The organism is Variovorax sp. V118 (assembly GCF_041154445.1).
GTDB lineage: Bacteria > Pseudomonadota > Gammaproteobacteria > Burkholderiales > Burkholderiaceae_C > Variovorax > Variovorax boronicumulans.
Genome location: NZ_AP028663.1, coordinates 3,197,342 through 3,215,191 on the forward strand (window position 1 = coordinate 3,197,342; position 17,850 = coordinate 3,215,191).

Annotated in this window: 14 protein-coding genes; 3 read left to right on the forward strand and 11 right to left on the reverse strand. The window is 68.4% G+C overall.

The features are described 5' to 3' along the window. Nucleotides 1–63: 63 nt before the first annotated feature. The 9 genes from ACAM52_RS14865 to ACAM52_RS14905 all read right to left on the reverse strand — a co-directional run bounded on the left by ACAM52_RS14865 (nucleotide 64) and on the right by ACAM52_RS14905 (nucleotide 11,863). Nucleotides 64–837: a hypothetical protein gene (locus tag ACAM52_RS14865; protein ID WP_369647476.1), complete on the reverse strand. Its 774-nt coding sequence runs from the start codon at nucleotides 835–837 to the stop codon at nucleotides 64–66. Beyond that, on the reverse strand, nucleotides 837–1,535 hold the full coding sequence (locus tag ACAM52_RS14870) for a phospholipase D-like domain-containing protein (RefSeq protein ID WP_159277368.1): 699 nt from the start codon (nucleotides 1,533–1,535) through the stop codon (nucleotides 837–839). Before ACAM52_RS14870 ends, ACAM52_RS14865 begins: the two co-directional genes overlap by 1 nt. Continuing rightward, a complete protein-coding gene (locus ACAM52_RS14875) occupies nucleotides 1,535–6,802 on the reverse strand; it encodes a DNA repair ATPase (protein ID WP_369647477.1) in 5,268 nt (1,755 codons plus the stop codon). The genes ACAM52_RS14870 and ACAM52_RS14875 overlap by 1 nt, the downstream gene beginning before the upstream one ends. Nucleotides 6,803–6,814: 12 nt before the next feature. Then, nucleotides 6,815–7,360 (reverse strand): zf-TFIIB domain-containing protein, encoded by a 546-nt coding sequence (locus tag ACAM52_RS14880; RefSeq protein WP_095947463.1) that lies wholly within the window; start codon nucleotides 7,358–7,360, stop codon nucleotides 6,815–6,817. Between the two features lie 519 nt (nucleotides 7,361–7,879). Then, on the reverse strand, nucleotides 7,880–9,541 hold the full coding sequence (locus ACAM52_RS14885) for a flotillin family protein (RefSeq protein ID WP_369647478.1): 1,662 nt from the start codon (nucleotides 9,539–9,541) through the stop codon (nucleotides 7,880–7,882). 121 nt (nucleotides 9,542–9,662) lie between these two features. Then, complete coding sequence (locus tag ACAM52_RS14890; RefSeq protein WP_369647479.1) at nucleotides 9,663–10,307, reverse strand: ubiquinone biosynthesis protein; 645 nt, start codon at nucleotides 10,305–10,307, stop codon at nucleotides 9,663–9,665. 42 nt (nucleotides 10,308–10,349) lie between these two features. Beyond that, on the reverse strand, nucleotides 10,350–10,709 hold the full coding sequence (locus ACAM52_RS14895) for a hypothetical protein (RefSeq protein WP_062476395.1): 360 nt from the start codon (nucleotides 10,707–10,709) through the stop codon (nucleotides 10,350–10,352). A 2-nt stretch (nucleotides 10,710–10,711) separates the two neighbouring features. Beyond that, entirely contained in the window at nucleotides 10,712–11,434 is a 723-nt protein-coding gene (locus ACAM52_RS14900) for a PspA/IM30 family protein (protein WP_369647480.1), read from the reverse strand. Between the two features lie 12 nt (nucleotides 11,435–11,446). Then, nucleotides 11,447–11,863, reverse strand: coding sequence for a YjfI family protein (locus ACAM52_RS14905; RefSeq protein ID WP_062476391.1), 417 nt, complete (start codon nucleotides 11,861–11,863; stop codon nucleotides 11,447–11,449). Nucleotides 11,864–12,004: 141 nt separating this feature from the next. Here ACAM52_RS14905 and ACAM52_RS14910 point away from each other — a divergent pair, with 141 nt between their 5' ends. Beyond that, entirely contained in the window at nucleotides 12,005–12,922 is a 918-nt protein-coding gene (locus tag ACAM52_RS14910; protein WP_369647481.1) for a LysR family transcriptional regulator, read from the forward strand. Nucleotides 12,923–12,937: 15 nt separating this feature from the next. Here ACAM52_RS14910 and ACAM52_RS14915 read toward each other — a convergent pair whose 3' ends face one another. Together ACAM52_RS14915 and adh are read right to left on the reverse strand one after the other, a co-directional pair. Further along, nucleotides 12,938–13,315 carry a DUF779 domain-containing protein gene (locus tag ACAM52_RS14915; protein ID WP_070059351.1) on the reverse strand — a complete coding sequence of 126 codons (378 nt, stop codon included), beginning with the start codon at nucleotides 13,313–13,315 and terminating at the stop codon, nucleotides 12,938–12,940. Next, on the reverse strand, nucleotides 13,315–14,835 hold the full coding sequence (gene adh / locus ACAM52_RS14920) for an aldehyde dehydrogenase (RefSeq protein WP_369647482.1): 1,521 nt from the start codon (nucleotides 14,833–14,835) through the stop codon (nucleotides 13,315–13,317). Before adh ends, ACAM52_RS14915 begins: the two co-directional genes overlap by 1 nt. 232 nt (nucleotides 14,836–15,067) lie before the next feature. On the opposite strand from adh, the gene ACAM52_RS14925 reads away from it, so the two are divergent. Then, nucleotides 15,068–16,963, forward strand: a complete 1,896-nt coding sequence (locus ACAM52_RS14925; protein WP_369647483.1) for a sigma-54-dependent Fis family transcriptional regulator — start codon at nucleotides 15,068–15,070, stop codon at nucleotides 16,961–16,963. A 56-nt stretch (nucleotides 16,964–17,019) separates the two neighbouring features. Further along, on the forward strand, nucleotides 17,020–17,850 hold the full coding sequence (locus ACAM52_RS14930) for a class I SAM-dependent methyltransferase (protein WP_369647484.1): 831 nt from the start codon (nucleotides 17,020–17,022) through the stop codon (nucleotides 17,848–17,850).

The following is a 17,850-nucleotide window of genomic DNA, read 5'->3' on the forward strand; positions in this document are numbered from 1 at the left end:
GACGAACGGAATTGCTCGGATGGCAGCAGGCCTTCGCGAAACGCGAAGACCCTGCGGTGCGCCCTACTTTTTCTTCAGCGTGGACGCAGGCCTGGCAACCACCGGCGGCTCGGCCGGCGTCTTCACCCAGCCGCGCAGCATCACGCCCAGGCAGATGCCGGCCGCAAAGACGAGCCAGTACACCCACGACGGCAGGTTCTCCACCCCGCTGTGCAGGTTCATGCCGAAGGCCGCGCCGACGGCCATGAGCGGAAAGGTCAGTGCAGCGATGGTGTTGAGCTTGTGCTGCGCACGGCTCATCTCGAGGGCCGAGTGCGCCTGCGCCTCGGCGGCGCGTGCGAGCCGGTAGTCGAGCGACATGCGCGTGTCGGCCAGCAGCAGCTCGAAGCCGCGGGCGATCTCCACCGCGAGGTCGCGCTGGTCGATGAGCATCAGGTCTCCCTTCACCGCATCGCGCGCGGCCTGAAGGGTGTCCTGCATGTTCCGCGCGGCGCGGGTGAGCGGGATCAGCGGGCCGAGGATCTGGAACAGGTCTTCCGAGGTCTCGGCGGCCTGGTGGCGGATCTCGAAGGTGCTGAACGCCGCGCGATAGCTTTCGAGCAGCTTGGCGAGCGCGCGCTCGCCGGGGTTGTTGCCCTTGTGCAGCCACGCGCCGTCGGGCTTGCGCAGGAACACGATGGGCTTGCGCTCGGCGCCGGTGCCCGAGGGCGGCTCGTGCAGGATCACCATCAGGTGCTCCTGCTCGTGGATGATGCGCTGCGCGCCGTAGGTGCTGCCGCCCAGCCGCTGCTGCATGGCAGCGGGCAGTTCCCAGTCGTAGTCGATTCGTCTTGGCATCAGGGGGCCTGCAGTTCTTTCCACAAGGTGTCGAATTCGTCCGCGAAGCGGCGCACCAGTGGCGGGTCGTTGCTCAGCACCAGGTTCTCCTCGTTGTACTCGCAGGCGCTGCGGGTCCAGTTGTAGCTGCCGTTGAGCAGCCGTGCGCCGTCGAAGATCGCGAACTTGTGGTGCATGTGGGCCTCGGTGCGGTCCACCGCCACCGGAATGCCGGCCGCGCGCAGCTGGCCGACGTCGCTGCCGCGGTCGTACTCCTTGTCGTTGTCGGTGATGAAGCGCACCGTCACGCCGCGCCGGTGCGCGGCCAGCACCTCGGCGGTGATGCGGTCGTCCGAGAGCGTGAACACGCACAGGTCGACCGCGCGCTTCGCCGTTCTCAGTTGCTGGTTGATCGCCTGCAGGCAGGCCGTACCGGGGCTGAAGTAGGCCTGCGAGCGCACCGTGACGCTGTCGGGCGAGCGGCCGGTGTCGATCGCGCGCACCACGCCCTCGAGCCACTTGAGCAGCGACAGCTGCTCGGGGTCGGCGGTGCGCGAGCGCACGAGGTCGAAGGCGCGGTTGCGCAGCTGGCGCAGGCCGTCTTCGGGGGGCGAGGCCTCGCGCAGGGTGTGGACCAGCACGCGGCGCTCGTCGTCGCTCAAACGCGCGTCGGCCAGGGTGGCGTCGAGTTGGGCCAGCAGTTCGGGCAATGCGGACATCAGTGATCCTTGTCGGCTTTGGGCGGAGATGGCGGCGGTGGCACGCGCTTGGGCGCGGCCCGCGTGGCCTGCACCTCGGCGGCGAGGCGCTCCATGTCCTGCTTGATCGAACGGTCGAGTTCCAGCCGGCGCTCGGTGGCGGTCACCAGCGGCAGGATCAGCTCGCGGTAGGTCACGGCGATCTGCAGCATGGCGTCGGCCAGGCGCTGGCTTTCGTTCGGCCCCTCTGCGACGGGCTTGGGCTCGGGCTTGAGCGCATCGACCGCGCGCGCCACGTCGAGCATGCTGCTCGCGATGCGCTGGCTGCCGTCCACGTCCGCGCCGCCGAGCTTGCGCTGGCGCACGAACTCGTCGCAGATGGCCGTCCAGCGCGCGCTTTCCTCCGGCGTCGGACTGCCGAGCAGTTGCGCGAGGCGCAGCAGGTTTTCTTCCGCGCCGGTGGTCAGCGTCTGGGCCTCGCCGCGGTAGTGGTCGCGCAGCAAGGCGTCGAGCTCGTCGTCGCGCATCAGCGGCGTGATCTTGCCGGCGAGCTTGGTCATGTTGCGGTAGCTGCCCTGCAGCTTGAACGGCGGCGCGACACGGTAGGTCTCTTGTTGCGCGGCCGATTCGATGTACGCGAGGTTGACCTTCAGCAGCAGGTCGCGCGCCCGGAACAGGCGCTGCAGCAGCGCCTTGATCTCTTCCAGCTCGACCGAACTGTAGGCGTGCGAGAGCGCGCTGCTCGACACGTCGTGACCCTGCGCCATCTTCACCAGCAGCTGCACGTCCTTCGGGTCGCGCGAGGCCAGCGGCATCAGCGTGGGGTTGGAGGTCAGGCTGTTCTCGATGTACGAGAGCGCGAACGCCGCCTCGCGGCCCGACAGCACATCGCCCAGGTTGTAGATGTCGGCGCGGTTGGCCAGCATGTCCGGGATCTTGAACACGTCGCCCGACTCGGTGTAGGGGTTGCCCGCCATCACGATCGCGAAGCGCTTGCCGCGCATGTCGTAGCTGCGCGGCTCGCCGTTCCACACGCCCTCGATGCGGCGCGTGCCGTCGGCCAGCGCGATGAACTTCTGCAGAAACTCGGGGCTGGTGTGCTGGATGTCGTCCAGGTACAGCATCACGTTGCTGCCCATGGCCAGGCCCAGATTGAGCTTTTCCAGCTCCTGCCGCGCGGCGCTGTTGGGCGCGTTCACCGGGTCGATGGCCGTGACGCCATGGCCCAGCGCCGGGCAGTTGATGCGCACGAAGATCAGGCCGAGGCGGTCGGCCACGTACTCCATGAGCGTCGTCTTGCCGTAGCCGGGCGGCGAGATCAGCAGCAGCAGGCCCATGCGGTCGGTGCGGCTGCCCTCGCCCGCCGAACCGATCTGCTTGGCGAGGTTGTCGCCGATGATGGGCAGATAGAGCTCGTCGATCAGCTGGTTGCGCACGAAAGTCGACAGCGGCTTGGCCTGGAACTGGCTCAGCTTGAGCCGCGCCTTCTCGCGCTCGAGCAGCTCGTGGCGCAGGCTGTGCAGCGCCTCGTAGCCCGGCACCGCGTGCATGGTGTGGAACAGGAAGCGGCGCCAGAAGTCGTTGAGGTTCAGCGTCAGGCGCCCTTCGGCGACGCGCGGGTGCTCGCCGCGCAGACCTTCGACGGTGCGGTCGAGCGCCGCGTTGACGCGGGTGCGCTGCAACGGCATCGCCAGCACGCTGGCCGCGTCGTCGGTCCAGTCGACCGATTGCGGCGCCTGGTGTGTCGCGTAGGCGCGCACCCAGTCGCGCGCCAGGCGCCAGCGCTCGGCCGGCGGTGCGGCGTCAAGGTCGTGCTGCCATGCATCGCGCCGGCCGCCGCGCTCCAGCTCGCGCAGCAAGGCCGCCGCGAGGTCCTCGCCCGCGCCCGACACGGCCCAGGTCTCGCCGCCATGCGGACCGGCGAGTTCGCGCACGAGGTACGCAGCGGCCTGGTCGCACAGGGTGGTCACGCGGCCGTCGTGCGCGTCGCGTTCCTCGTCGTTCTCGAGGTCGGCCAGCGGCAGCAGATCGGGCACCACGTCGCGGGCGAAGTGGTTCAGTGCACGCGCGATGTCGGCTTCGAGCTGCGCCAGCGCATCGCGCCGGCCGAACAGCGCCAGCATCTGCATCGCGGCACGCGCGCGGCGCAGCATCGATTCGCGGTGTGCGATCAGGTGGCCGTGCTGCCAGTAGAGCAAGGCCAGCGCGCGTTCGGTCGGGCCCCAGGCGAGCAGGCCCGCCTGGTCCTGCATGCCGACGAGCGCGCCCAGCAGGCGCATCGCGTCGTCGTCGTGAATGCCCTTCTGGTAGCCCTCCTGGTAGCGCGCCGCAGCGAAGCGGCGAACCATGTCGAGCAGCTGCGGATGCAGCGGGTCTTCGGCCAGCAGCGTGAGCACCTCGGCCCACGTGCGCTCGGCCTTGCCGGCGAGCAGCGCCTCCAGCAGGCGGCCGGCGAGGTATTCGGCGCGCGACAGTTCAGGTGTTTCCGACACCAGCGACTGGTCCCAGTAGCGCTGCAGCGGCAGCAGCCGGGGCTCATCGACCGGGCTCTGGTAGTCGGTGCCCGTCACCTGGTAGGCCATGCCTTCGTCGCGGGCGACCAGTGTCAGGTCGACCGGCTGGCGGTGCACGGTGAAGGCGTGGCGACCGAGCCGCAGCGTATCGCCGCCCTCGCTCACCAGCTCGCGCTTGTCGCGGATGGAACGCAGCGCCTGGTCGCGCGCAGTCTTCAGGCGCGTGTCGAGTTCGTCGGCCGGCACCGCGGCGCCCAGCGTGCGCAGGTCGGCGATCAGCGTGTGCAGCTTGCCGATCATCGGGTCGGCCGCGAAGTAGCTGTGCACCTGCGTCAGGTCACCGAACTGCGCGATGCGGCGCGGAATGCCGTCGAGGATGCGCCCTGCCGCGTCGACCACGCCTTGCGCGCGGCGCTGGCGGGCGTCGACCAGGCTCTGGCGGCGCGCGGACAGTGCCTCGTACACGGTCTCGCGCTTCTCGGCGATGTCGGCCAGGAAGTCTTCCTGCTCGGCGAAACGGCCTTCGATCTCTTCGAGCTGGGCCAGCAGGCGCGTGAGCGCGTCGTCGCACTTCTCGGGCGTGTCGGCGAACTCCAGCGCGTTCTCGACCGCCTGGCTGAAGAGCTTGAACTGCGCGCCGAACTCGGCACGCGCCTCGGTCGCGCCCAGCGACTTGCGCCGCGCGCGCGCATCGGCGCGCATGCGGTTGATGTCGGCGTAGATCAGCGAGATGCGGTCCAGGATCGACGTGCGGATCACCGCGTCGCCGCCCGGCAGGCTGCCCAGCTGCTCGGTCAGCAGGTCGAGGCCGGCAGCTTGCTCGTCGAGCGTGGCGAGCATCTGCCCGAGCGCGGGCGACGTGGCCAGGTTGGGCAGTTCGAGCGCGAGCTTCTCCAGCGCCTGCCGCTGGCCGTGGAAGGCCGTGTCGGCCGCCAGGAACTGCATGGCGCGCTCGCCGATGCGCTGCTGCTCGACTTCGAGCGCGGCGTCCATCGCGGCGATGCGCGGCAGGTCGGCGTAGCGCAGCTCCTTGAGCATCTGCAGCGCGCCGCGCCGTTCGCGCAGCCGGCCCAGCGCCTTCACGAAATCGTCGGGCGCGCGCCAGAGGGTGCTGGCAATGTCGACCAGCAGCGCGTGCTGCTCGTCTTCCGCGCGGGCCAGCGCGCGCGCGGTTTCGCGGCGGATGGTGTCGACCTTTTCGAACTCGGCCAGCGTGCTGCGCGCCACCTCGGCGATGCTGCGCAGCTCGGCCATGAGGCCGGTGGCCTCGGGCGCGTCGAGCCAGAAGTAGGCGTCGCTCACGCGGGTGCACTGGCGGATCAGGTCTTCGTAGGCGGCGCGCGTGGGCGCCTGCTCGCGCACCGCGCGGGCGATACCCATGAGGTCGCTCACGCCGCGCACCAGCTCGGCGTTGCCGATCTTGCCGAAGAAGCCGGTGGCGGGCGGCTGCGCGCTCACGTGCTCTTCGCTGGCGAAGGGCGTCTGCCACAGCTGCATCGGGTGCACGCGCGTGGGCTCGCCGTCGTCGCCGTTGAACACCAGCATGCGGCCGTCGGCAAAGCGCGCGTAGCCGTTGGCGATGATCGGCGTGGCGAGCTTCTTGTCGATCAGGTTGTAGTTGAACAGCGCATAGCGCCCGGGCTTCGGGTCGTAGAACACATAGGCCACGTCCTCGCCGTTGGGCGAGCGCAGCATGCGCTTGAAGCGCAGGTTTTCCACCACCTCGGCCGGCAGGTCGAAGCGCTTGTACTCGCCCGACTGCAGGTAGTAGCCGCCCGGAAAGATGATGCCGTGGTCTTCGGGCAGCTGCACGCAGGAGCCGCCGATGGCGTCGATGCGCTCGACCTGCTGCGTGCGGATGTTGAACACCAGGTAGCGCGTGACCTGCTCGCGGTAGGGCTTCACGCGCAGCAGGATCAGCATGCCCAGCTTGGCCCAGGCGATCTCCGCGTCGGTGAGCGACTGGCTCTTGTCCTCCACCGGCTCGCTGTAGATGCCCAGGCCGGTCTCGGTGTTGTTCTCGATCTTGACCGTGAGGTCGCCGCCCAGCGTTTCGACGAACACGGTGTCGAGCACGTTCACGTGCGGGTGCTTGCCGCCCACGTGGTCTTCGCGCGTGGCCACGGTCCACTCGAAATCGTGGCTCGCGGGCAAGGCGATGTCGCGCTCACCGCGGTTGTCGATGTAGTTGATGTTGCCGTTGCGCTCGATGGCCCAGCGGAACACGCGCACGTCGTGCAGCTGCTGGCCGATCTGGAACGAGGCGAGCAGCTTGTCCTGCGTGACGCGCAGCTGCAGCAGCGTGGCCTGCTTGTAGTAGGCGTAGAGCTCGCGGAAGTCGGAGGCAAAGCGCGCGTCTTCCAGGAAGGTGCCGGCCAGCGGCACGGGCTGCAGCTCGTCGTTCTCGGTGGCGGCCTCGCCCGGCGATGCGAGCCGGTACAGGCCGAACACGTCGCCCACGGCCGTTTCCTTGCGCAGGCCGATGAAGACGTTGTAGCCGAACAGCAGCAGGTCGCCGATGCGCACGATGTCGCGCGCCACGGCGTTGTTCTCGGTGCGCGCGCGGGTGCGCAGGATCAGCGCCTGGTCGGAGCGGCCGAACTCGGCCAGCCGCTGTTCGTTGAGCGCCTGCGTCTTCTTGAGCAGGCCCTCGCCCTGGGTTTCGAGCCGCTTCTTCAGCAGGTCGTAGCTGCCGCTGCCGGAGACCAGCGCTTCGGTGGGGTCGATGGGGGCCTGGGCGCCGGGCGGCGCTGCGGTGTCGTCGGTGGGTTGCATGGATCGGCGCGGTCAGTCCGCGCGCAGCAGTGCGAGCAATTCGTCGCGGTGAGGCTGGGTGTCGAGCCAGGCGCGGATGCGGTCCAGCTCGTCGATGCAGTCGTCGCCGTAGCGGCGGCGCAGCGCGGCAAGGCGCGCCTCGCGCACCTCCTCGGTCTGCAGCCGGCGCTGCCAGCCGTCGGACAGCAGCTCGTCGAGCCGGCCGGCCAGGCCGCGGCTCACGAGGGCGCGCCATTCGCCCTGGTCGAACCAGAGGTTCTGGCAGGCCACGCAGCGGTCGATGCGGAAGTCGGGCCCCGCGCTCACGCGCAGGCGCTGCATCAGGCGCTCGCACTCGGGGCAGTGGCGCACGGCGGCGATGTCGAACACCTCGATCACCTCGTCGTCGACCTCATGCGGCACGCGCTTCGGGTCGGCGGCCTTCCAGCTGCGCCAGTCGTCCATGTCCATCACCATGCCGTGGCAGTCGCCGCACTGCACGCCGAGCAAGGCTTCGGCGAGCGCGACGGGCTGCATCGCGGCATGGGCGGCGCAACTGCACTTCAGGTTCGGGTTCATCGCGCGCCCCGGCTCAGTTGCGGAAGGAGGAGATCAGGTTCTGCAGTGCCGACTTCTGGCTCTCGGTGCCGTCGTTGGCGATCTTGCTCATCAGCGAGGCGACGCTGAGGTTCTGGATTTCGCCCGACGAATTGCCCAGCGCGCCGACGATATCGCGCAGGTCCTTCACCACGTCGCGCTCGCCCGAGAGCTGCTCCTTGAAGGCGACCTGCACCGCCTGGCTCTTGGAGATGACGCCGTCGATGCCCTTGCCCACGGAGAGCGAGCGCACGAAGCTGTCGAAGTAGTCGCCCGAGCCGCCCACGATGTCGATCTTGGCGTTGGCGAGCGCGGTGCCCAGCACGTCGGCCTGTTCCTTGGCAATGGACGTCTGCGCGTCGATGCCCTTCATGGTTTCGATGTGCGACTTTTCCAGGCGCATGCGGAACTCTTCGTGGTCGCGGGTTTCGGGGCTCATGGACTTCATGGCCTCGAACTTCTCGTGCAGGCCCTTCGCCTCGGCGTTGAAGCGCGCTTCGATCACCTGCGCATCGGCCTGGCCCGACTTGAGTGTGGCCTCGGCGTCGGCCGTGCGCACGTTGACTTCGGCGAGGCCCAGCTTTTCCTTGCCCGACGCTTCGGCCTCGAACTTGGCCCGCATGCCGGCCGCTTCGGCCTGCGAACGGCTTCGATGACCTGCGCATCGGCTTGACCGGCCTTGAGGATCGCGTCGGCATCGGCCTGGCGCACATGCACGTCGGCCAGACCCAGCTTTTCCTTGCCCGAAGCCTCGGCTTCGAAGCTTGCGAGCTTGGCCTGGGCCGTGGCAATTTCGACCTTGGCAGCGGCCAGGCCGGGTGCGGCGGAAATGGCTTCCACGCCTTCGGCTTCGCGCTTCTTCGATTCGGCGTCGCGCTCGGCCACCTTGAGCTTGGCGTCAGCCAGCGTGAGTTCTTCGGCGGCCTTGTGACGGGCGCGCTTCTCTTGTGTTTCGGCGGCCTTCACGTCGAGCACCATCTTCTCTTCGGCCTGGCCCTCGGCCATGATCACGACCGACTTCTTGGTGCGCTCGGCCTCGGCGACCACGCGCAGTTCCTTGATGGCCTCTTCCTGCTCGGCCACGGTGCGCTCGACCACGATGCGCTCGCGGATCACATCGGCAATGGCCTTCTTCTGCACTTCGACGGCCTTGTCCTTCTCGATGCGCTGCAGGGTCACTTCCTTCTCGCGATCGACAATCTCGAGGTCGCGGGCGCGCGTGACCTTTTCTTCCTCGATGGCCACCGCGCGCTTGCGGTTGTTCTCGGCCACTTCCTTCTCGCGCTGCACGTTCTCCTGCTGCACCGAGACCGACTGCTCGGCCATGAGGCGCGCGGTTTCGGACTTGGTGCGCTCTTCGGACTGGATCTTGGAAGTCTCGGCTTCTTCGCGGGCACGCACGCTGGCAATTTCGCGCTGCTGGCGCGCGGTGGCATCGGCCTGCTGGCGTTCGAGTTCGAGCAGTGCTTCTTGCGTTTCGACGTTCTTCTTCTTGATCTGCATTTCCTCGTTGCGGCGCAACTCGTTGGTGCGCACGTGCTCGACCGCCGTCAGCTCGGTGATCTTCTTGATGCCCTGCGCATCGAGGATGTTGTTGGCGTCCAGCTCCGACAGCGGGGTCTGCTCGAGGTAGTCGATGGCGGCGTCTTCGAGCACGTAGCCCGAGAGGTCGTTGCCGATCTGGCTGATGATCTCGTCGCGGAAGCCGTCGCGCGCCTGGTACAGGTCGACGAAGTCCATCGACTTGCCCACCGTCTTGAGCGCTTCGGAGAACTTGGCCGAGAACAGCTCTTCGAGCGTCTCGTGGTTGGAGGCCCGCGCACAGCCGATGCCCTGCGCCACCTTCAGCACGTCGTCGGCGGTCTTGTTGACGCGCACGAAGAACTTCACCTTGATGTCGGCGCGGATGTTGTCGCGGCAGATGAGGCCTTCATTGCCCGAGCGGTCGATCTCGATGGTCTTGACCGAGATGTCCATCAGTTCGGCCTTGTGGATGATCGGGTAGACCATGCGGCCGGTGAAGGTCACCTCGGGCTCGGCGCGCAGCGTGTTCACGATGAGGGCGTGGCCCTGTTCGATCTTGCGATAGAACTTGGCGAACATCGCGAACAGGCCGAGGATGACGACGGCCAGTATGACCACGGCGAAGATGATGGGCTCCATTTTTTCTCCAGATGCTTTAAGAGCGAGCGAACGAACTTGGGTGAGGGATGCGCGCAGTCAGAAGGTGTGAACGAATCCGGCGTGGCCGATGAGCGGACATGGCGGGGTCGTTCACGCCTTCTCAGACGATGTCTTCGTGCGCCGCGATGAGGTAGCGCGCGGCCACCTCGTCGTATTCGAGGATGAGCGCGTGCGAGCCGCGCTTGAGGGCGTTGGGCGTGGGCGCCCAGACGCGGATGTTGAGGCTGGCGCCGCGGCGCGCCACTTCGGCGCGGCCGTCCTTCTCGTTCACCACGCCGGTGACGACGCGGCAGACCTGGCCCACCAGCGCCGCATTGCTCACGGCCGTGTGGCTCACGAAGAGGCCCTTGAGCGGGCGGATGGCCACCGCCGTCACCGGGATGGCAAGGGCCGCGCTGACCACCAGCAGCACCGTGCCGGCCACCAGCTTGAGCAGCATCGTCGGCACCAGCGGCAGCAGCCACTCGCCGCCCAGGCACGAGAGCGTCCAGGCCACCAGCACCAGCAGGCTCACGGCCACCGAGAACGGCACGCCGTTCAGGCCGAAGGCGACCACGTAGCTCGCGATCTGGCCCATGTCGCTGGTGTCGCCGTCGGCATGCGTCTGCAGGTCGACGTCGATCCCGCTGCTCTCGAAGTCGACCATGCCGACCACCGCGAGCACCCAATAGATCACCACGACGCCGAGCAGCACCGTGTAGATCGCGGTGGGGTACCCCGTCACCGCTCCCATGAAATCGCCCATTGATCCTCCCGCGTGCGGGTTGGTTGTTGTTCTCTTTTCTTCTTACCTGCCGCCCGGCTTCTTCGTGCCGGTGTTCTTCTTGTTCGCCTTGCCTGCAAAGGCAATCAGTTCGCGCGTGGCCCTCTCCTTGATGGCCAGGCGGTCGTCGGGTGACAGACCATACCGCGCCGCCAGGAATTCGTAGTCGGCCGTGTTCAACGACACCGTCAGGCGCGGCCGCTTCGGCTTCGAGGTGGTCGCCAGGCCCAGCACCTGCCGAATCTGGTCGGGCGTGGACACATGCTGCTCGAACGCCGCGGTGCGCACGGCCTCGAGCACGGCTTCTTCCACGTCGAAGGCCACCTGGACCGCGCGGATCGCCTCGTCCGAGCCCTGCCAGCGTACCGGCTTGACCCGCACCATCGTCACTCCTGAACCGGCTTGGGCGGTTCGGCCGGCTTGGCCTGCCGGGCGCGGATGCGTTCCATCACCTTACCGGTGCGGTCGGCGTCGTTGCCGATGCCCGCCGCGGCCAGCTTCTTCTCGAGCGCGCTGTGGCCGAACTCGTCTTCAAGCTGCTGGCCTGCCGCCATGCGGTCGGACAAATCCTCATGACGCGAGCGGATGCGCTCCAGCGACTCGCGCGCGCTGGCCAGGCGCGAGCCGCCGCTGCCGATGTTCTCGGAGATCGACTGCGTGGCGCGGTAGACGCTCTCGGTGGTCTTGGCGATGCCGATCTCGCGCTCGTGCTCGCGGATGCGCGCCTCGGCCGACTTGATCAGGTCCTTGAGCCGCGACACCTGCAGCGCGTAGGAAGCGTGGGCCTTGGCCTGCTCCTCGAGCTCCTGCTCGAGCGTGCCGACCTTGGCCGCCACGTCGAGCGCCAGGCCTTCCTGGGTCTTGTTGAGCGCTTCGAGCGCCAGGCCTTCGTAGCGCGCGACCTCGCCCTTCAGGCGTTCGATTTCGCGGGCCGACTGCATCTCCTTGGCCATCACGCCCGTGAGGTCGCCCTTGGCCTTCTCGATGCTGTGCTTGGCGTCGATGATTTCCTGCTCGTAGATGCGCGTGGCGTTGCTGTCGATCACGCTCTCGCCGATTTCGCGGGCGCTGCCGCGCAGCAAGGTGACCAGCTTCTTGATGACTGTCATGATGATCTCCGCTTAATTCAGGAATTCGGACAAGGCGTCGAGCGCATCGAGCGCGTTGTCACTGAGCACGGCCACTTCGCGTGCGATGTCTTCCACGCTCGCGTTGCGCCCCAGCGCCCCCGTGAGCACGTAGCGCCCGCCCACGCGCCCGAAGGACGACAGCGGCACCGACGGGTTGAGGTCGAGCAGCGATTCGAGCAGCTCGGTGCGCCGCGCGGGCTTCACGTCTTCTTCGGTCCAGAGGTAGCAGATGCAGATGATCTGCATGTCGGAGCTGGTGACGAAGATCGGCAGCTCGTCACGCCCTTCGATGCTCACCTGCACCACCGGCGTGCTGCCCGGAATCGGCTGCAGCTGAACAGACAGCCCGCCCATCGCGGCACCGGCCAGCACATCGAGGCCTTCGAGTTGATCCAGCAGTGATTGCATACCTCTCCTTTGGGTTGTCTACCGTGGGAAGCGCGCGATGCTTCGATGGATTCACTATAGGTGCAGCGACATAACATGTCAAAAATTCTTTTAACCCGTGCGCATGACTTTCGGCACTGGCGCGCTCTCTAGAATCCACCGATGGCCAGCACCATCAACCCCGCGCGTGTCGATTTCGTGACGCTGCGCCTGTTCTGCGCCGTCGCCCAGTCGGGCAGCATCACCAAGGGTGCGGAGGCGTGCCACCTCGCGCTCTCGGCGGCGAGCCGGCGCCTGTCCGACTTCGAGGCGGCCACAGGCTCCAAGCTGCTCGAACGCAGCGCCCAGGGCATCGCGCTCACGCCCGCCGGGCATGTGGCGATGCAGCATGCGATGCGCCTGTTCCAGGGCTTCGAACAGTTCAGCAACGAGCTGGGCGACTACGCCAGCGGCGTGCGCGGCCATGTGCGGCTGTGGGCCAACATGTCGGCACTGACGGAGTTCCTGCCGACCACGCTGGCGGCTTTCCTGGGACAGCATCCCGATATCCGCGTCGAGGTCGAGGAGCAACTGAGCGGCGACATCGTGCGCGCGCTGGTCGACGGCCTCGCCGACGTCGGCGTGTTCGCCGAGAACACACCCGCCTACGGCCTCGACGTCGCGCCCTTCCAGACCGACGAGCTCGTGGTGCTGTGCGCCAAGCCGCATCCGCTGGCGCGACTGCGCGCGAAGCAGGTCGACTTCAAGACCTGCCTGGCACACGAGTTCGTGGGGCTGAACCGCAGCAGCTCGCTGCTGGAGCTGACCTCGCGCGCGGCCGAGCAGGCCGGCATTCCGATGCGCCTGCGCGTGCAGGTGCGCAGCTTCGATGCGATGTGCCACATGATCGCGGCCAACCTCGGCATCGGCGTGGTGCCGCTGGCCGCCTGCAAGGCGCAGGTGGCGGCGCTCGACCTGAAGGTGGTGCACCTGAAGGACACGTGGGCCACGCGGCGCCTGCTGATGGCGACGAAGACGGGCGCGGCGCTGACGCCGGCGACGCAGCTGCTGGTGCGGCAGCTGCTCGCTTCGTCGAACTGACGACCGGCCCGGGCCCTACTCCGCCCCCTCGGCCTCGAGCACCGCCCACTCCACCTCCGTGAACAGCCGCGAGCGCGTCAGGAAGCGCACCCCCAGCGGCCCTTCCAGCGAGAACATGCCGCCGCGCCCCGGCACCACGTCGATGATCAGCTGCGTGTGCTGCCAGTACTCGAACTGCGGCCCGCTGATGTAGAACGGCATGCCGCCGATGCGGCCCAGCAGCCGGTCGTAGTCGCCCACGATGAACTCGCCCTGCGCGTAGCACATGGGCGCGCTGCCGTCGCAGCAGCCGCCCGACTGATGGAACATCAGCGGGCCGTGCCGTGCGGCGAGGTCGTCGATGAGCGCGAGCGCCGCGTCGGTCGCGGTGACGCGCAAGACCTCGCCGGTCATCAGAAGAAGCCCAGCTTGTTCTCGCTGTAGCTCACGAGCAGGTTCTTGGTCTGCTGGTAGTGGTCGAGCATCATCTTGTGGTTCTCTCGCCCGATGCCCGATTGCTTGTAGCCGCCGAAGGCCGCATGCGCCGGGTACTGGTGGTAGCAGTTGGTCCACACGCGCCCCGCCTGGATGCCGCGGCCCATGCGGAAGGCGCGGTTCATGTCGCGGCTCCACACGCCGGCGCCCAGGCCGTAGAGCGTGTCGTTGGCAATCGCCAGCGCTTCTTCCTCATCCTTGAAGGTGGTGACCGACACGACCGGGCCGAAGATCTCTTCCTGGAAGATGCGCATCTTGTTGTGGCCGCGGAACACGGTCGGCTTGACGTAGTAGCCGTCGGCCAGGTCGCCGTCGAGTTGCTGGCGCTCGCCGCCGATGAGCACCTGCGCGCCCTCCTGCCGGCCGATGTCCAGGTACGACAGGATCTTTTCCAGCTGCTCGCTCGAGGCCTGCGCGCCGATCATGGTGGCCGCGTCGAGCGGGCTGCCCTGCTTGATCGCGGCCACGCGCTTCAATGCACGCTCCATGAAGCGGTCGTAGATCGATTCCTGGATCAGTGCGCGGCTCGGGCAGGTGCAGACCTCGCCCTGGTTCAGCGCGAACATCGTGAAGCCTTCGAGCGCCTTGTCGAAGAAGGCGTCGTCGCGCTCCATCACGTCGGCAAAGAAGATGTTGGGCGACTTGCCGCCCAGCTCCAGCGTGACCGGAATGAGGTTCTGGCTCGCGTACTGCGAGATCAGCCGGCCCGTGGTGGTCTCGCCGGTGAAAGCGATCTTGCCGATGCGGTTGCTCGACGCCAGCGGCTTGCCCGCCTCCACGCCGAAGCCGTTGACCACGTTCAGCACGCCCGGCGGCAGCAGGTCGCCGATGACCTCCATCAGCACCAGGATCGACACCGGCGTCTGCTCGGCGGGCTTGAGCACCACGCAGTTGCCGGCCGCCAGCGCGGGCGCGAGCTTCCACACGGCCATGAGGATGGGGAAGTTCCACGGAATGATCTGGCCGACCACGCCGATGGGTTCGTGAAAGTGGTAAGCGAAGGTCTCGTGGTCGATCTCGCTGATGCCGCCTTCCTGCGAGCGGATGCACGAGGCAAAGTAGCGGAAGTGGTCGATGGCCAGTGGCAGGTCGGCGGCCATGGTCTCGCGGATCGGCTTGCCGTTGTCCCAGGTCTCGGCGGCGGCCAGCATGGCCAGGTTTTCCTGCATGCGGTCGGCGATGCGGTTCAGGATGTTGGCGCGCTCGGTGGTCGAGGTGCGGCCCCAGGCGCCCTTGGCCTTGTGGGCGGCGTCGAGTGCGCGCTCGATGTCGGCGGCGCTGGAGCGCGGCACTTCGCAGAAGACCTTGCCGGTGACCGGCGTGATGTTGCCGAAATACTGGTTCTCCACCGGCGCGACCCATTCGCCGCCGATGTAGTTGCCGTAGCGCGCCTTGAAAGGCACCGCGGTACCGAATTTGCCCGGTTCGAGCATGTCCATGGGTTGTCTCCGTTGGGTAAGGTGTGAACGGGCGCCACGACATGCGGCGGCCCGCACAGGCACCGCAAGCGGCATACCCGCGCGGATCGGGACAATCCCCAAGCCCCGCGCCACAGGGGCGCGGCCCGCGCAGAGGGTTTCCATTCGCAATCTGCGACAGATGGGCGCGACGGCGGCGACTACGATGTCGCACAAGGCGAATCGCCGGCAATCCCCGTCCACGGAGTCACGCATGACGAGTGAAGCTTCCGCGCCATCGGTCAGCGTCGCGCAGGCGCGCGAGCTGTTCTTTGCGCAGGGCCGCGACCCGGCCCCATGGATCGCGCCGCACATCTCGCGCTCGTGGCAGCGCAGCCGGCCGGTCGACCCGCATTGCATCGACCCGACGCCGATGGCGCCTTCGCTGCTCAACGAGCGCCGCGAGCAGGCGATGCGCTTGCTCAGCTGCGCGCAGCCCGAACTCGACGGGCTCGCCGAGCACGCGGTGGGCAACGGTTGCATCGTCGCGCTGTCGGACGCCAGTGGCCTGATCCTCGAGGAGATCGGCAGCCCCGACTTCCTGCCCAAGGCCCAGCGCGTGGCGCTGCAGCCCGGCGTGGAATGGTCGGAGAGCCACCGCGGCACCAACGCCATCGGCACGGCGCTGGCCGAGCGTGTGGCGCTGATGGTGCTGGGCGGCGAGCACTACCTCGCACAGAACGGCCGGCTGGGCTGCGCGGCGGCGCCCATCTTCAACGGGCGCGGCGAACTGGCCGGCGCGCTCGACATCTCGGGCGAGACCGCGCGCGTGAACCACCACGCCCTGGGCCTGGTGCGCATGGCGGCACAACAAGTGGAGCACCGCATGCTGCTGGCCGAGGCCTCGGGCCACGTGCTGCGCTTCCATGCGCGGCCGGCGTTGATCGGCACCGCGCGCGAAGGGCTGATGGTGATCGAGGGCGGGCGCATCGTGGCGGCCAACCGCGTGGCGCTCGACCTGTTCGGCCGCTCGTGGGAGGGCCTGCTCGACCTCGACGCCGAAGAATTCCTGGGCGCGCAGTGGCCGCGCATGGAGCACCGGCGCAGCCTGCTCACGCTGCCGGGCGGACGGCAGATCGCGACGGTCATGGAGCGCACGGGCACGGCGAACAGCGGCGCGGGCCGCACCGGTGCGCGGCAGGTGATGGCCGCGAACGCCGCGCCCGTCGACAACGACGACGTGGTGCGCCCATTGCTGGCGCGCGCCGTGCGCGTACTCAACGAAGGCGTGCCGGTGCTGGTGAACGGCGAGACCGGCAGCGGCAAGGAGGTGTTCTCGCGCCGCCTGCACGCCGCCAGCCGCCGCAGCGCGGGCCCGTTCGTGGCAGTCGATTGCGCCTCGCTGCCCGAGACGCTGATCGAGGCCGAGCTGTTCGGCTACGAAGAAGGCGCCTTCACCGGCGCGCGCCGCAAGGGCATGCCGGGGCGCATCCGCGAAGCGCACGGCGGCGTGCTTTTTCTGGACGAGATCGCCGAAATCCCGCTCGCACTGCAGACGCGCCTGCTGCGCGTGCTCGAAGGCCGCGTGGTCACACCGCTGGGCGGCGGCCAGGGCGTGGCGGTCGATTTCGACCTGGTGTGCGCCACGCACGCCGGCCTGCCCGCGCTGGTCGAGGCCGGGCGCTTTCGCGCCGACCTGATGTACCGCGTGGCCGGCTTCACCGTCGCCCTGCCCGCGCTGCACGAGCGTGCCGACCGGCGCGCGCTGATCGCGCGGCTGTTCCTCGAATCGGGCGGCGCCGCCAAGCACCTGTGCCTGGAGAACGATGCGCTCGAACGCCTGGCCGCCTACCGCTGGCCCGGCAACGTGCGCGAGCTGCGCAGCGTGCTGCGTGCGCTCGTGGCGCTGGCCGACCCGGGCGATGCGGTGACGGCCGATGCGCTGCCCGCGCACCTGCAAGACGCCGCACCCCTCGCTGACTTCAGCGAAGCCACACTGTCGCAACCCAACGCGCCCCTGCAGACCATCACGCGCCACGCCATCGATGAAGCGCTGCGCGCCTGCGACCACGACGTGGCGCGCGCGGCCCGCCGGCTCGGCGTTCACCGCAGCACCGTGTACCGCCACCTCGCGCGCCAGCGCCCGCCCGCGGGCAACACCAAAGACTGACTTGCCCGCACGCGCGGGAGCGGCCAGACTTTGCGCATGGCCCTGCCCCCGCATTCATGACCACCGGCAAATCCGCGCGCAAGCTCTCGGCCGTGCCGTCCACCTTGCGGATTCCGCTGGCCGCGCGGGCTTCGGGCGATGCGCTCTTTCCGCAGATGGCCGTGCGCGACGCCTACGCCGCCGGCATCCTCGAGCAGATCCGCGACGACGACCACGCCCTGCCCGACGACCGCACGACCATCTACGGCATCCTCGCGCGCACGCGGCGCTTTCGCAGCCTGGCGCAGGACTTCCTCAAGCTGCACCCCGGCGCACGCGTCGTGAACCTGGGCTGCGGCCTGAGCCACTACTTCCAATGGCTGGACGACGGCAAATCGCGCATGACCGACGCCGACCTGCCCGAGGTACTGGCCCTGCGCCGCGAGCTGCTGCCCGACACCCATCCGCGCCACGACCTGCGCGAACTCGACCTCACGGCGCCCGGCTGGTGGGAGCAGCTCGGCCTGCCGCGCAAGCGCCAGGCGCAGCCGGTCTTCCTGTTCACCGAGGGCGTGCTGATGTACCTCACGCCCGAGCAGGTGAACGCCGTGTTCACCACCTTCGGCGAACGCGCGCCCGCGGGCTCGGTGCTGGCCTTCGACGCGATGTGCTGGCTGGCCGTGGGCCGCGCGCGCCAGCATCCTTCCGTGCGCGCGACCGGCGCGGAGTTCCAGTGGGGCCTGCGCCGGTACGAAGACCTCACGCAGCCCCATCCGCGCCTGCACCTGGACGGCACCTACCGCGTGATGGAAGGCATCGGCTGGCCCTACACGCTGTTCGCGCCGATGGTGCTGTTCTTTCTCGGCGTGCCGATCTATGCGGTGTACGCGCTGAGGGCGAAGGACTAG